The sequence below is a fragment of the uncultured Marinobacter sp. genome (assembly GCF_947488835.1).
Classification (GTDB): domain Bacteria; phylum Pseudomonadota; class Gammaproteobacteria; order Pseudomonadales; family Oleiphilaceae; genus Marinobacter.
The window spans coordinates 882,137-897,115 of the sequence record NZ_CANLBK010000001.1 but is presented as its reverse complement, the minus strand read 5'-3'; the positions used below and the strand labels follow the sequence as shown (position 1 = coordinate 897,115).

At 52.2% G+C, this 14,979-nt stretch carries 10 protein-coding genes and 4 tRNA genes; 11 read left to right on the top strand and 3 right to left on the bottom strand.

The annotated features are described in order from the left end of the window. Positions 1-34: 34 nt before the first annotated feature. On the bottom strand, positions 35-769 hold the full coding sequence (locus tag Q0824_RS04150) for a UDP-2,3-diacylglucosamine diphosphatase (protein ID WP_298447780.1): 735 nt from the start codon (positions 767-769) through the stop codon (positions 35-37). Next, positions 766-1,275 (bottom strand): peptidylprolyl isomerase, encoded by a 510-nt coding sequence (locus Q0824_RS04145; protein ID WP_298447778.1) that lies wholly within the window; start codon positions 1,273-1,275, stop codon positions 766-768. Before Q0824_RS04145 ends, Q0824_RS04150 begins: the two co-directional genes overlap by 4 nt. Before the next feature lie 136 nt (positions 1,276-1,411). Here Q0824_RS04145 and Q0824_RS04140 point away from each other — a divergent pair, with 136 nt between their 5' ends. The 3 genes from Q0824_RS04140 to Q0824_RS04130 all read left to right on the top strand — a co-directional run bounded on the left by Q0824_RS04140 (position 1,412) and on the right by Q0824_RS04130 (position 6,823). Continuing rightward, complete coding sequence (locus tag Q0824_RS04140; RefSeq protein ID WP_298447776.1) at positions 1,412-3,082, top strand: glutamine--tRNA ligase/YqeY domain fusion protein; 1,671 nt, start codon at positions 1,412-1,414, stop codon at positions 3,080-3,082. Between the two features lie 35 nt (positions 3,083-3,117). Beyond that, positions 3,118-4,506: a cysteine--tRNA ligase gene (cysS, locus tag Q0824_RS04135; RefSeq protein WP_298447774.1), complete on the top strand. Its 1,389-nt coding sequence runs from the start codon at positions 3,118-3,120 to the stop codon at positions 4,504-4,506. A gap of 136 nt (positions 4,507-4,642) precedes the next feature. After that, positions 4,643-6,823 carry a malate synthase G gene (locus Q0824_RS04130; RefSeq protein WP_298447772.1) on the top strand — a complete coding sequence of 727 codons (2,181 nt, stop codon included), beginning with the start codon at positions 4,643-4,645 and terminating at the stop codon, positions 6,821-6,823. Between the two features lie 84 nt (positions 6,824-6,907). Here the strand turns inward: Q0824_RS04130 and folD are convergent, their stop codons facing one another. Further along, the gene (folD, locus tag Q0824_RS04125) at positions 6,908-7,765 is read right to left on the bottom strand and encodes a bifunctional methylenetetrahydrofolate dehydrogenase/methenyltetrahydrofolate cyclohydrolase FolD (RefSeq protein ID WP_298447770.1); all 858 of its coding nucleotides are present in this window, start codon (positions 7,763-7,765) and stop codon (positions 6,908-6,910) included. 225 nt (positions 7,766-7,990) lie between these two features. Here folD and Q0824_RS04120 point away from each other — a divergent pair. From Q0824_RS04120 to lon, 8 genes are all read left to right on the top strand, one after another. Beyond that, positions 7,991-8,067: transfer RNA gene (locus Q0824_RS04120), tRNA-Pro, on the top strand. 33 nt (positions 8,068-8,100) lie between these two features. Next, positions 8,101-8,177, top strand: a tRNA-Arg gene (locus Q0824_RS04115). Positions 8,178-8,310: 133 nt separating this feature from the next. Further along, positions 8,311-8,386 (top strand) — tRNA-His (locus Q0824_RS04110). Between the two features lie 108 nt (positions 8,387-8,494). Next, positions 8,495-8,579, top strand: a tRNA-Leu gene (locus Q0824_RS04105). 268 nt (positions 8,580-8,847) lie between these two features. Then, on the top strand, positions 8,848-10,152 hold the full coding sequence (gene tig, locus Q0824_RS04100; RefSeq protein ID WP_298447768.1) for a trigger factor: 1,305 nt from the start codon (positions 8,848-8,850) through the stop codon (positions 10,150-10,152). Between the two features lie 188 nt (positions 10,153-10,340). Further along, complete coding sequence (gene clpP, locus Q0824_RS04095; RefSeq protein WP_298447766.1) at positions 10,341-10,976, top strand: ATP-dependent Clp endopeptidase proteolytic subunit ClpP; 636 nt, start codon at positions 10,341-10,343, stop codon at positions 10,974-10,976. Between the two features lie 81 nt (positions 10,977-11,057). Further along, positions 11,058-12,341: an ATP-dependent Clp protease ATP-binding subunit ClpX gene (gene clpX, locus Q0824_RS04090; protein WP_298447764.1), complete on the top strand. Its 1,284-nt coding sequence runs from the start codon at positions 11,058-11,060 to the stop codon at positions 12,339-12,341. A gap of 187 nt (positions 12,342-12,528) precedes the next feature. Next, a complete protein-coding gene (lon, locus tag Q0824_RS04085; RefSeq protein ID WP_298447762.1) occupies positions 12,529-14,946 on the top strand; it encodes an endopeptidase La in 2,418 nt (805 codons plus the stop codon). The last annotated feature ends 33 nt before the right edge of the window (positions 14,947-14,979 follow it).

The following is a 14,979-nucleotide window of genomic DNA, read 5'->3' as shown; positions in this document are numbered from 1 at the left end:
TAGTGATCCCCTGAATCATAAAGCAGTGGGCGCCTCAGGAGTTTGGTAACGGCATCTTTTTCAGCTCTGGCTCTTGTTCAGACTGCGCAACCAGCCACCAGAGATGCGTGTCCCAGTCGCCCAGAACGATTCGCTTTGCGGATTTCCCGTTTACCTCCAGAAAATGTTCGGCAGGTCTGTGGGTGTGTCCGTGAATTAGGAGAGGTACATCATGGGCTTCCATAACTCGCTCTACCTCTTCCGGGGTTACGTCCATGATGTCTTCGGTTTTCCCCTGGTTCGATGCCATGCTCATTTCCCGCAGTTGCCGTGCCATTTGCTGGCGATCCTCAAGAGGGCGGGACAGAATCATCTTTTGCATTTGCGGATTACGCATTTTGGCGCGAAATTTCTGGTATTCCACATCAGCGGTGCAAAGGCTGTCACCATGCATCAGCAGAGTAGGGGTGCCATAGAGATCGATGAGTGTGGGGTCATCCAGCAGAGTGGCGCCGGCACGTGCGCAGAAATCCTCGCCTAGCAGAAAATCCCGGTTGCCGTGCATCAGGAAAATGCGGGTACCGCTGTCGCTCAGGGTGCGCAGTGCGGCTGCAGCCTGGTCTTGGAGAGGGGTACGCTCATCATCACCAATCCAGGCCTCAAAGAAATCGCCAAGTATGAACAGCTGCTCTGCACCGGGTGCTTCTTCTTCAAGGAAGCGAAGAAACGCCCCGATAATATCGGGGCGTGACTCTTCCATGTGCAGGTCGGAAATAAACAGCGTGGTCACGCTGCGCCTCCGTCCTCGATAACAGTGGCCTTTTCAATGACCACGTCCTCGTAGGGTACGTCCTGATGGCCGGAATCCATGGTGGTACGGACGGCGCGGATTGCGTTAACTGTCTCCATACCTTCTACAACCTTGCCAAAAACACAGTAACCCCAGCCTTCGGAATTTTTTGCTGTGTGATCCAGAAACCCATTGTTTTCCACGTTGATGAAAAACTGGGCTGAAGCCGAGTGTGGGTCCATAGTACGGGCCATGGCGACGGTGCCTTGCATATTGCTCAAACCGTTGTCCGCTTCGTTTTTGATTGGGTCGCGGGTTTTGCGTGCCACCATGCCAGGCTCAAAACCACCGCCCTGAACCATAAAGTTACTGATAACTCTATGAAAAATAAGGCCGTCGTAGAAACCGTCGCGAACATACTGTTCAAAATTCTTTGCGGTTTCTGGGGCTTTTTCGTAATCCAGTTCGAGCTTGATATCGCCGTGGTTGGTTGTCAGCAGAATCATCAGGGTTTCCTGTTCATTGAGTTGGAATCGCTTAAAGCCGGTATTGTACGCAAGAGTTTCCGGTGATGCATGAGTCCGGTCTGGATTTATGAGTATAATAGACGGTTTACGACCCACTTCTTTTAATAGAGATTGTATGAGCGCCGAGCCGAAGAAAGCCCATAACTTTATTCAGAACCTGATTGAAGACGCCGTTGCCAAAGGCGAGCATACCGGCCAGGTTGTGACCCGATTTCCCCCTGAGCCTAATGGTTACCTGCACGTGGGCCATGCGAAATCTATCTGCCTTAACTTTGGCATCGCCAATACGTTTTCCGGTGTGTGTAACCTACGGTTTGACGACACTAACCCGGAAAAGGAGAGCCAGGAGTACATCGATGCCATCAAGGCAGACGTTGAATGGCTGGGTTACACCTGGGATGGGGAAGTACGTTATGCCTCTGATTATTTCGATTCTCTCTACTATTTTGCAGAGGAACTAATCGAGAAAGGCAAGGCGTATGTTTGTGCGTTAACTGCAGATGAAATGGTGGAGTACCGGGGCACCTTGACTGAACCGGGCAAAAACAGCCCTTATCGCGACCGCCCTGCAGATGAAAGCCTAACGCTATTCCGTGACATGCGGGATGGTAAGTTCAAAAACGGTGAGCTGGTGTTAAGGGCGAAGATTGATATGACGTCCCCTAACATCAATATGCGAGACCCTATTCTGTATCGCATTCGTTTTGCTGAGCATCATCAGACGGGCAATAAATGGTGCATCTACCCGATGTACGACTTCACTCATCCCATCTCAGATGCCATGGAAGGGATTACTCACTCTCTGTGCACGCTCGAATTTGAAGATCACCGCCCCCTCTATGATTGGGTGCTTGATAACATTACTGCGCCATGTCAGCCGCGACAGATAGAGTTTGCTCGTCTGAATCTGAACTACACCATCACCAGCAAGCGTAAACTCAAGCGCCTGGTGGATGAGCATTTGGTCGAAGGCTGGAATGACCCTCGCATGCCGACTATTTCGGGTATGCGCCGTCGCGGCTATACGCCGGAATCGCTCCGTGCGTTCTGCGACATGATCGGTGTTAACAAGGCTGGCGGAACGGTGGATATGGGGATGCTGGAATTCGCTATCCGCGAGGATCTCAACACTCGTTCACCCCGTGCCATGTGCGTGATGCGCCCATTGAAAGTGACGCTGACCAACTACCCGGCCGACAAGATCGAAACGCTCTCCTTGCCTGTGCATCCTCAGAACCCGGATATGGGGCAGCGAGAAGTTACCTGGAGCCAGACCCTGTTTATCGACAGGGATGACTTCGTGGAAGAGGCACCGCGCAAGTGGAAGCGATTGGCACCTGAGCAAGCGGTTCGTTTACGCGGCGGCTATGTGATGACGTGCAAGGAAGTTGTGCGCGATGCCAGTGGCGAAATTGTGGAGCTGCGCTGTGAATACGATCCGGCCACACTGGGTGTTAACCCCGAGGGTTACAAGCCCAACGGCGTGATCCACTGGGTGTCTGCCAGTAACAGTGTGGAGTGCGATATTAACCTGTACGACCGACTGTTCAACCACGAATCTCCGGACAGTGACAAGGAAGGAGACTTCCTGGATCACGTTAACCCGCAATCGCTTGTGGTGTTGAAGGGTGCACGGGTAGAGCAAAGCTTGGCAACGCCGCTTACAGACTTGCCGTACCAGTTTGAGCGCGAAGGTTATTTCTTCTGTGATCAGGAGTTGACAGCCAAAGCCGGGAAGCCGGTATTCAACCGCACCGTTACCTTGCGGGATTCGTGGGGTAAATAAAGAGTAAATAAGGGTAAGCATTCGGGAGACCAGCTTTGATCAGGATTTATAATACGCTCACCCAGCAAAAAGAAGTCTTTACGCCCATCGAGCCGGGAAAGGTTCGCATGTACGTGTGTGGTATGACGGTTTACGACTACTGCCACCTGGGTCACGCACGGGTGCTGGTGGCTTTTGACGTGGTAACGCGCTACATGCGCAATCGCGGCTACGATGTGACCTATGTGCGCAATATCACTGATATAGACGACAAGATTCTTCGCAGAGCCGAGGAAAATGGCGAACCGTTTAACGAGCTGACCGAGCGTATGATCGCGGCGATGCACGAGGATGAAGCAAGGCTTGGTGTGTTGTCACCCAGCGCAGAGCCTCGTGCCACGGATTACATTGCTGACATTAAAGCCATGATCAATACGCTGATCGAATCCGACCATGCGTATGCCGCGGACAATGGCGACGTCTATTTTTCTGTAGAGTCGTTCAAAGACTACGGAAAACTCAGCAAGAAAAAACTCGAAGATCTGCTGGCCGGTGCGCGCATCGACGTACAGGAAGCCAAGCGAAGCCCTGCTGATTTTGCGCTTTGGAAAGCCGCCGATGAAGGTGAGGTCAGCTGGCCTTCACCTTGGGGGAATGGTCGACCGGGTTGGCATATTGAATGTTCTGCCATGTCAACAAAATGCCTGGGCGATACCTTTGATATTCATGGAGGCGGACCGGATTTGCTGTTCCCTCACCATGAAAATGAAATTGCGCAGTCCGAGTGCGCTACCGGGCATACCTTTGTGAACACCTGGATGCATGCGGGCGCAATCCGTGTGAATAAAGAAAAGATGTCCAAATCCCTGGGCAACTTTTTCACCATACGGGAAATACTGGAAACCTACCCGCCCGAAGTGGTCCGCTTCTTTTTGGTTTCCAGTCACTACCGCAGCCAGGTCGATTATTCTGAAGACAATCTGGCTGAGGCAGGACGTTCTCTGGCCAGGCTATACCATGCACTGCGTGGCATAGAGCCAATGAATTCAAACGACGTGCCTGAAGCTGAGCAAGATCGTCGTTTTGTTGAGTTAATGAACGATGACTTCAACTGTCCGGGGGGTATCTCGGTTTTACACGCGCTTGCCAATGACATAAATCAACACCGCCGGGAAGGCCGTGAAGATGACGCAAGGCAGGCGGCAGCTGTGATGATCCGGCTTGGTGATGTTCTCGGGATCTTGCAGCAAAACCCGGATGCTTTTTTTCAGGCTGATTCCGGTGGAGAGCTGACGGCAGAAGACATTGAAGCGAAAATTCAGGCCCGCGCTGATGCCCGTAAAGCCAAAGATTTTGCGGGTGCCGACCGCATTCGTGACGAGTTGGCAGAGCAGGGCGTTATTCTGGACGATTCCCGTGAGGGAACAAGTTGGCGGCGCAGTTAACGCTGATACCAAGGTCGCGTTGTACTCAGGGAAATGACCTTATAAGGAACTTCCCGTATAATGCGGCCTTCGATTTTTCGAGCCCGGCTGCTGAGTAGCGGTTGGGACAGGGCTAACCCACTGAGGCTTATTAACGATGACAGATCGCGTACAACTCGGCGGCATTCAGGTCGCAAAGAACTTGTATGACTTCGTAACTAACGAAGCAATTCCAGGCACTGGGCTGGATGCAGATAAATTCTGGGCGGAATTCGACAAGATCGTAAACGATCTGGCGCCGAGAAATCGTGAGCTGCTGGCTAAGCGCGGTGCTATCCAGGAAAAAATGAACAGCTGGAACAGCGACCATAAGGGCCAGAAGCTCGATATGGCCGCTTACAAAGCCTTCCTCAAAGAAATTGGTTATCTGGTAGAAGAGCCAGCGGACTTCCGTATCTCTACTGCGAATGTTGACCCTGAAGTGGCAACCATGGCTGGCCCTCAGTTAGTTGTGCCAATCATGAATGCCCGCTTTGCGCTGAACGCTGCAAACGCACGTTGGGGCAGCCTCTACGATGCGCTCTACGGAACCGATGCTATTTCCGAAGAGGGTGGAGCTGAAAAGGGTCGTGGTTACAACCCGGTTCGTGGTGCCAAGGTTATTGAGTTTGCACGCAACTTGCTGGATAACTCTGCGCCTTTGGCTGCAGGCAGCCATAAAGATGCAGTCTTGTATCAGGTTTCTGGCGGCAAGCTGGCTGTTAAACTGCAAAATGGCGATGTGACCGGCCTGAAAGATGAATCTGGTTTCGTGGGTTACACCGGTGCTGCTGATGCGCCTACGGGCATTCTGCTGGTCAAGAACGGCATGCACTTTGAGATCCAGATCGATGCCACTCACCCCATTGGCAAAGATGACGGCGCTCACGTAAAAGATGTACTGATGGAGTCTGCGCTGACCACCATCATGGACTGCGAAGACTCTGTTGCTGCAGTAGATGCCGATGATAAGACTCTGGCATACAGCAACTGGCTCGGCCTGATGAAGGGTGATCTGGAAGAAACTTTCGAGAAGGGCGGCGAGCGCCTGACCCGTAAAATGAACGCAGATCGTGAATATACTGCAGCTGACGGTAGCCAGATCAAACTGAAAGGCCGCAGCCTGATGTTTGTTCGTAACGTTGGTCACCTGATGACCAACCCGGCCATTCTGCTGAAAGACGGCAGTGAAGTGCCTGAGGGGTTGATGGACGGTATCCTTACTTCCCTGATCGCCATTCACGATCTGAAGGGCGACGGTAAGTTCCAGAACACCGCAACAGGTTCTGTATACATTGTTAAGCCGAAAATGCATGGCCCTGAAGAGGTAGCGTTTACCAACGAGTTCTTTGGTCGTGTCGAAGATGCTCTGGGTCTGCCGCGCTTTACTCTCAAAGTCGGCATCATGGACGAAGAGCGTCGCACCACGGTTAACCTGAAAGCGTGTATCCACGCCGCCAAAGAGCGTGCAGTGTTCATTAACACTGGCTTCCTGGACCGCACCGGTGATGAAATGCACACCTCTATGGAGCTTGGTCCGTTCATCCGTAAGGGTGAAATGAAGCAGGCCGCATGGATTGGTGCATACGAGCAGTGGAACGTAGATGTAGGTCTGGAAACCGGCTTCCGTGGCGTTGCACAGATTGGTAAAGGTATGTGGGCAATGCCAGACCTGATGGCGGCTATGCTTGAGCAAAAAATTGGTCACCCGAAATCTGGTGCCAACACTGCTTGGGTTCCTTCGCCAACGGCAGCGACCCTGCACGCGACCCACTACCACCAGGTATCAGTTGCGGACATCCAGAAAGAGCTGGAAAGCCGTGCCCGTGCCAGCCTGGACGATATCCTGACAGTGCCGGTGATGGAAGATCCTTCCAAGCTTACAGCGGAAGATATTCAGCAGGAATTGGACAATAACGCCCAGGGTATTCTGGGTTATGTTGTGCGCTGGATCGATAGTGGTGTTGGCTGTTCCAAGGTTCCTGATATCAACGATATTGGTCTGATGGAAGACCGCGCAACCCTGCGTATCTCCTCTCAGCATCTGGCTAATTGGCTGTATCACGGCATTTGCACCGAGGCTCAGGTTGAAGAAACCATGAAGCGTATGGCGCAGGTTGTGGACAAGCAGAATGCCAGCGATCCAACTTACCGGGCTATGGCGCCAAACTTTGCTGGCAGCATTGCTTTCAATGCGGCCATGGACTTGGTTCTCAAGGGTCGCGAGCAGCCGAGTGGTTACACTGAGCCGCTGTTGCACGCGTATCGCTTGAAGGCGAAGCAGGCGCTTGGCCAGTAAGTTCGGCCGAGACAAAAAAACCCGCTTCGGCGGGTTTTTTTGTGCGTGCTTTGGTGTTCTTTAAAGATTGGGGGCGCCGCGGGATTAGTTGGTGTGCAGTTCGTTTGCAGCGTACAGGGTGTTTTGCAGGAGCGTAGCAATGGTCATAGGGCCAACGCCGCCAGGTACTGGAGTGATATAGGCTGCCCGGGCTGAAGCTGTTTCAAAGTCTACGTCGCCCTGCAGCTTTCCGTTTTCCATTCGATTGATGCCGACATCGATCACGGTTGCGCCAGGCTTTACCCATTCACCTTTGATCAGGCCAGGCTTTCCTACGGCAGCGATGAGAATGTCTGCGTCACGAACGTATTTTTCCAGATCTGGTGTGAAACGGTGACACACAGTAGTGGTGGCGCCCTTGAGTAGCAGCTCCATGGTCATGGGGCGACCGACAATGTTAGATGCGCCCACAATCACCGCGTGCTGCCCTTTGTAGGGGGTGTTGATGCTATCCAGTAGGGTAATCACGCCAGCGGGCGTGCAGGGCCTCAGCGCAGGCTTACGCTGCACCAGGCGGCCTATGTTGTAAGGGTGGAAGCCATCAACATCTTTATCTGGTCGGATTTTCAGCAATATCGGGTCGGCATCCAGGTGGCTGGGCAGTGGCAGTTGTACAAGGATCCCATCCACCAGCGGATTTTCATTCAGTTCATCAACCAGAGCCTCCAGGGCATGCTGTGTGGTATCTGAGGGCAGGTCGTAGGAGAGAGACAGGATGCCGGCAGCGTCGCAGGCTTTACGCTTGTTGCCTACATACACTTCGGAAGCCGGATCGTTGCCCACCAGAACCACGGCAAGGCCGGGTGCGCGCAGTCCATTTTGTATGCGGGTCTCTACGCCGGAAGCGACTTGTTGTCTGACTGCGGCAGCAATTTCTTTTCCATTGATTAGTTTGGCGCTCATGATTCGTCTTGTCGGTTGGCATTGGTAATTAAAAGGGGCATTATTGTCGCACGCCTGTCGCCTAACTCCAATCAGTGGAGCATGGGGAGTTGTCGCAGCCCCGGTGCAGGTTGAGCGTCAAAATTACTGATTTAAGAGAGAATTTGATTTTCTTTGTTGACGAAGCGAAATTGCGACGGTAATATGCGCGCCAACTTTGCTGAAGCAAGAGTTGATCAGTTTGAACGGGGTATAGCGCAGTCTGGTAGCGCGCCTGCTTTGGGAGCAGGATGTCGGGAGTTCGAATCTCTCTACCCCGACCACTTTTCTACATGTTCAGCTAGGCCAACGGTCAAGCGCCCGTAGCTCAGCTGGATAGAGCATCGGCCTTCTAAGCCGAGGGTCGCAGGTTCGAGTCCTGCCGGGCGCGCCATTAAAGCCGTCGGCTTGATCGAAACCGAACTGCAGGCAAAGTTAACAGGTTTAGGATTAAAGATTATCTGCAGAGAAGTTTGGTTGCAGTTAATCCAGGTTATCGAAGATACCGAAAGGTATGTCCCGATGTGGTGGACGTAGCTCAGTTGGTAGAGCTCAGGATTGTGACTCCTGCGGTCGAGGGTTCGATCCCCTTCGTCCACCCCACTTTTCAAAGTAATGAAATCCGCATATGTTGAATGTGTCAGCGCTGTAACACCTGTTAAGTGTCAGCGATTAAGTGATACGGCAACGCGGTACAGGTTTTTAGAATTCCGGGTTGTGGCGAAATTGGTAGACGCGCCAGATTTAGGTTCTGGTTCCGAGAGGAGTGGGAGTTCGATTCTCCCCAACCCGACCACCTTGAGAAGGCTCTTAGAGATAATCTAAGGGCCTTTTTTTATTGCTCCTGCCCCCTTTATTTTGCAGTTTTCGTCCCAAACTCCTGCCTACAAGTGCCGCTGGCGTCACGATCCCTGAAACTACATTTGGGAGATGATTCTCTCGTCAGGGTAAACCGTGATAAACTATCGGCTTTTAATTTTGGGTCATTTCCGGGGAAACGCTTCGGAATGGTCTTTTAGTTTTAATTTCATTCACATACCGAACCTGAATTTTGAGGATCTTCCATGCAAGTGTCTGTAGAAACGACCTCCAACATCGAGCGTCGCATGACGATTGGTGTGCCCGCCCAGGAAATTGAACAGGCGGTTCAGAAACGCCTGCAGGAAACTGCTCGCACTGTACGCCTGAACGGTTTCCGTCCTGGCAAGGTGCCCATGAGCGTGGTCAAGCGTCGTTTCGGTGACAGCGTGCGCCAGGAAATAGTCGGCGAAATCATGCGCGACAACTACATTAAGGCCTTGCAGGAGCAGGATATCAATCCAGCTGGCTGGCCCAAGCTTGAGCCCAAGACCATGGAAGCGGGCAAAGACCTCGAGTTTGTTGCCATTTTTGAAGTGTTGCCAGAAATAGAGTTGGGCGACCTGAGCAAAGTCTCTATTGAGAAAATGACCTCTGAAATCACCGACAAAGATATCGACACCATGATCGATAACCTGCGTCGTCAGCAGGCCACCATGAAGTCTGTTAAGCGTAAGTCCAAGAACAAGGATGTGCTGACCATCGACTTCAAGGGCTTTATTGATGGTGAGGAGTTCGAAGGTGGTGCTGCAGAAGGCCACAAGCTGACTCTGGGTTCGGATCAGATGATTCCTGGTTTTGAAAAAGCCATCGTTGGCGGAAAGGCCGGTGAGGAGCTGGAAATCGAAGTGACGTTCCCTGAGGACTATCACAACGAAGAGCTCAAAGGTAAGCCTGCGAAGTTTGAAATCAAGATTCATGAGGTTGAAGAGCCTCAGTTGCCTGAGCTGAATGCCGAGTTCTTTACCAAGTTTGGTATCGAGGCGGAAGACGAAGCGGCATTCCGTGAAGAAGTTAAAAAGAACATGGAACGTGAGCTGAAGCAGGCTGTATCCAACAAGGTCAAGAATGACGTTGTAGACGGCCTTCTCGAATCAACCGAGTTTGATATCCCGGCTGCATTGGCAGATCAGGAAATCGATCGTCTACGTCAGGAAGCGGTCCAGCGCTTTGGCGGGCAGGTTGATTTTCAGCAGCTGCCCAAGGAAATTTTCCAGGAGCAGGCTGAGCGTCGTGTGAAGACCGGCCTGTTGTTCCAGGAAGTTGTAAAGGCAAACGACCTGAAAGTAGATGCGGCCAAGGTTGACGAAAAGATCCAGGAAATTGCGTCAACGTATGAACAGCCAGATGAAGTCATTGCGCACTTCACCGGTAACCCGGAGCAGAAGAGTCAGATCGAATCTTCAGTTCTGGAAGACCAGGTTGTTGACTACGTTCTCTCTCAGGCTAATGTCAAAGAGAAGAAGGTCAAGTACGAAGAAGCCATTCAGGCAGGGCAGCCCCAGCGCTGATATTGGCGGCGTGACAGTACCTGAGCCAGAATGCGTTTGGCTCCGGTGCTGGCCGAATGAAATTAACAGCCGGCATGTCCGGCTGTTTTCATCTAGGCTTGAGGCTGGCAAAGTAACAGGTGCAAAAAGCTGAGGATGCCGTGGTTTTATGCCACGCCCCAATTATCCATAAGGAGTTCAGGCGAATCATGATGCAGAAACCAATCGATGGTCTCGCAATGGATACCAGGTCCGCCCTGGTGCCGATGGTTATCGAGCAGACCGCCCGTGGGGAGCGCTCGTTTGATATTTACTCTCGTCTGCTCAAGGAGCGGGTGATCTTCATGGTTGGGCAGGTGGAAGACCACATGGCTAACCTGATCGTAGCGCAACTTCTGTTCCTGGAGTCTGAAAACCCGGACAAAGACATCCATCTGTACATTAATAGCCCGGGTGGCTCTGTGACAGCTGGGATGTCAATTTACGATACCATGCAGTTTATCAAGCCTGATGTTTCAACTCTGTGTGTAGGTCAGGCTGCGAGCATGGGCGCTTTCCTTCTGGCTGGCGGCGCTGCTGGTAAGCGTGCATGTCTGCCTAACTCCCGGGTTATGATTCATCAGCCTTTGGGAGGTTATCAGGGCCAGGCAACGGATATCGAAATACATACCCGCGAAATTCTGAAAATCCGGCATACGCTGAATTCAATACTGGCTCACCACACAGGTCAGGATCTGGAAACCCTCGCCCGGGACACGGATCGTGACAACTTTATGGATCCGACACAGGCGAAAGAGTACGGGTTGATCGACTCGATACTTGATAAGCGCGTGCCGAATAAATAATACTGGCAGTAATTGCATCACCCTGGCCGGCGCCTCATCGTTTATCTAGCGCGCCGGCAAAACGAGATCAGAGGTATTTCAATGGCAGATGAAAGAAACGGCAGAGGCGACGATAACGGCAAGTTGCTCTACTGCTCGTTTTGTGGAAAGAGCCAGCATGAAGTCCGTAAGCTCATTGCAGGGCCTTCGGTGTTCATCTGCGACGAGTGCGTCGACCTGTGCAACGATATTATCCGCGAAGAAATTCAGGAGAACGCACAGGAGGAGCCGAGTGATCGCCTCCCAACGCCGGCTGAAATCCGCAACACGCTTGATGAATATGTCATTGGCCAGGACCGAGCCAAGGTTGTACTCGCGGTAGCGGTTTATAACCACTACAAGCGCCTTCGCTATGGTGAAGGTAAGGGCGACGTAGAGCTTGGTAAAAGTAACATTCTGCTGATTGGCCCGACGGGTAGCGGTAAAACGTTATTGGCGGAAACTCTGGCGCGGATGCTCAATGTTCCCTTTACCATTGCCGATGCCACAACGCTTACTGAAGCGGGCTACGTGGGTGAGGACGTTGAGAATATCATCCAGAAGCTGCTTCAGAAGTGCGATTACGATGTGGACAAGGCCCAGCGTGGTATTGTCTATATTGATGAGATCGACAAGATTTCACGCAAGTCAGATAACCCCTCCATCACCCGGGATGTTTCAGGTGAAGGCGTTCAGCAGGCCTTGTTGAAGTTGATAGAGGGCACTGTTGCCTCTGTGCCGCCCCAGGGTGGTCGCAAGCATCCGCAACAGGAGTTTCTGCAGGTTGATACAGGCAATATGCTGTTCATCTGCGGTGGTGCGTTTGCCGGGCTGGACAAGGTTATCCGTGACCGCACTGAAAAGAGCAGTATCGGCTTTTCGGCAGCAGTTGCGAGCCGGGATGAGAGCAAAAACACCGGTGATGTGATCAAGAACGTTGAGACGGAAGATCTCGTCAAATACGGTTTGATTCCCGAGTTTGTTGGGCGTTTGCCAGTCATAGCTACCTTGACTGAGTTGGATGAAGAAGCGCTCGTGCAGATTCTTACAGAGCCGAAAAATTCGCTGACCAAGCAGTATCAGAAGCTGTTTGACATGGAAGGCGTAGAGCTGGATTTCCGGGATGACGCACTGCGCGCAGTTGCGAGTAAGGCTCTGGAGCGTAAAACAGGCGCCCGGGGACTTAGATCCATCATGGAAGCCACGTTGCTCGACACCATGTATCTGATTCCTTCGGAGCACGATATCTCCAAGGTTGTGATTGATGAAAGCGTAATTAAGGGAGATTCTGAGCCCTTCAAGATATACGCGAACAATGATCATGCTAAAGCGGTGCCTGATGATTAATCAGTTCTGCATAGCCGGGTTGATTAAATAACCTGAAGAAATCAGAAAAAGGGGCGGAAACGCCCCTTTTTTAATGGTTTGTATCAACAGGACGGTGCGCTGTGCTGTTTGGTAAAAAGATTGCAATTTCAGAGGTCGCCCCAATGAAGGGTGGTATGCTGAATGAAACACAGTCAGAGGATTCCTTATGACCCGGATACCCCAAGATATCGTGCAAGAATACCCGCTTCTCCCCCTTAGGGACGTGGTGGTGTTTCCGCACATGGTGGTCCCCCTGTTTGTGGGCCGCGAGAAATCCATCCAGGCACTTGAAGCCGCAATGGAAGGGAGCAAGGAAATCCTCCTGGTGGCCCAGCGGGATGCTTCCACCGATGAGCCTGGCCCCGATGACGTCTTCGAAATGGGCACCTTGGCGACAGTATTGCAAATGCTGCGCCTCCCAGATGGCACTGTGAAGGTATTGGTTGAGGGCAATGCCCGGGCCGCGATCAGTAACGTGTCAGAGGGCGAATATCTGTCCGGTGATGCCACTCTGCTTGACGAAGAGAGCCTTCCTGAGCGCGAAGAAGACGTGCTTATGAAGACCCTTACCGAAGAGTTTGAAAAGTACGTAAAGCTGTCCAGAAAAGTGCCTTCGGAAGTCTCCAGCGCCTTGACGGGTATTGAAGAGTTGGAGCGCCTTGCTGACACCATGGCTGCCCATCTGGAAATGCGCATCCCTGAAAAACAGGAATTGCTCGAAGCACTCGATATTCGTCTCCGTGTGGAGCTTCTGCTTGGAAAGCTTGATGGCGAGATCGACCTTATTGAGGTTGAAAAGCGCATCCGTGGCCGCGTTAAAAAGCAAATGGAGCGCAGTCAGCGCGAGTATTACCTCAATGAGCAGATGAAGGCTATCCAGAAAGAAATGGGTAACCTCGGAGAGGGTAATAACGATTTTGAAGAGCTTGAGCAGAAGCTTGAAGAGGCGGCGCTGCCAGAAGAGGCTCGTAAAAAGACAGAGTCGGAGCTGAACAAGCTGAAAATGATGTCACCCATGTCTGCCGAGGCGACGGTTGTCCGTGGCTATATCGACTGGATGCTGGCAGTGCCCTGGAAAAAACGCAGCCGGGTGCGTCACGACATTGAAAAAGCACGGGAGATTCTTGATCAGGATCACTACGGCCTTGATGAGGTCAAGAAGCGCATTCTTGAATACCTTGCAGTGCAGAGCCGTGTGAAAAAAGTAAAGGGGCCTGTGCTTTGTCTGGTGGGCCCTCCTGGTGTGGGTAAGACCTCCCTCGGGCAGTCCATTGCACGGGCAACCAACCGCAAATACACGCGCATGGCGCTAGGCGGTGTGCGGGATGAGGCCGAGATTCGTGGCCACCGCAAAACCTATATTGGGGCCCTGCCAGGCAAGTTGCTGCAAAAGTTGGCCAAAGTCGGTGTTAAAAACCCGCTGTTCCTGTTCGACGAAATTGACAAGATGGGCATGGATCACCGCGGTGACCCGGCCTCTGCCTTGCTGGAAGTTCTGGACCCTGAGCAGAACCACACGTTCAACGATCACTACCTGGAAGTGGACTACGACCTTTCCGATGTGATGTTTGTGTGCACCTCCAACTCCATGAACATTCCCTCTGCGTTGCTGGATCGCATGGAAGTTATCCGGATCCCGGGTTACACCGAAGATGAGAAGGTCAATATTGCACTACGTTACCTGTTGCCAAAGCAGATCAAAGCCAACGGGTTGCGTAAGGATGAGCTCACACTGCGTGATGATACCCTGCGAGATATAGTTCGCTATTACACCCGGGAAGCCGGTGTCCGTGGGCTTGAGCGGGAAATCGCCAAGATTTGCCGTAAGGTTGTTCGCGAGCATGTGGAAGCCAACGACAAAGCTGTTATCACGATCGAGCCCGGCATGCTTGAGGACTATTCCGGTGTACGGAAGTTCAATTACGGGCTGGCGGAAGAAACCAATCAGATCGGGCAGGTGACTGGCCTTGCATGGACCCAGGTGGGTGGTGAGCTACTTACACTTGAGTGCGCTCTCACGCCTGGTAAGGGCAGGGTTGTTAAAACCGGGTCACTTGGGGATGTGATGCAGGAATCTATCCAGACAGCGCTCACGGTTGTCAGAAGTCGTGCAGCGGGTCTTGGAATTGCAGACGATTTTCATGAAAAACACGATTTGCACGTGCATGTACCGGAAGGTGCAACGCCCAAAGATGGTCCTAGCGCCGGTATTGGCATGTGCACAGCGCTGGTTTCTGCATTAACCAAAATTCCGGTCCGTGCAGACGTCGCGATGACCGGTGAGATTACTCTTCGCGGTCGGGTTTTGCCGATTGGCGGGCTCAAGGAAAAGCTTCTTGCAGCGCATCGCGGCGGCATCAAGACCATTGTGATTCCCGATGAAAACGTTAGAGATCTCAAAGAGATACCGGATAATATAAAGGAGTCTCTGGAGATTATTCCGGTTAAATGGATTGATGAAGTATTGGACATTGCGCTGGCTTATGCACCCGAGCCGCACACCGCCAGTTCATCGTCTGAAAAGGGTTCAGGTAAGCCCCGCGATGACGAAAATGACAGTGCAGAGCGCATAAATACGCATTAAACCCGAGATGAGTTGTTGACACGCCGGAGAACC

Coding starts and splice junctions, on each gene's coding strand:
- Q0824_RS04145 (WP_298447778.1), bottom strand. CDS start 1,275: ATGATTCTGCTGACAACCAACCACGGCGATATCAAGCTCGAACTGGAT.
- Q0824_RS04140 (WP_298447776.1), top strand. CDS start 1,412: ATGAGCGCCGAGCCGAAGAAAGCCCATAACTTTATTCAGAACCTGATT.
- Q0824_RS04130 (WP_298447772.1), top strand. CDS start 4,643: ATGACAGATCGCGTACAACTCGGCGGCATTCAGGTCGCAAAGAACTTG.
- folD (WP_298447770.1), bottom strand. CDS start 7,765: ATGAGCGCCAAACTAATCAATGGAAAAGAAATTGCTGCCGCAGTCAGA.
- tig (WP_298447768.1), top strand. CDS start 8,848: ATGCAAGTGTCTGTAGAAACGACCTCCAACATCGAGCGTCGCATGACG.
- clpP (WP_298447766.1), top strand. CDS start 10,341: ATGATGCAGAAACCAATCGATGGTCTCGCAATGGATACCAGGTCCGCC.
- clpX (WP_298447764.1), top strand. CDS start 11,058: ATGGCAGATGAAAGAAACGGCAGAGGCGACGATAACGGCAAGTTGCTC.
- lon (WP_298447762.1), top strand. CDS start 12,529: ATGACCCGGATACCCCAAGATATCGTGCAAGAATACCCGCTTCTCCCC.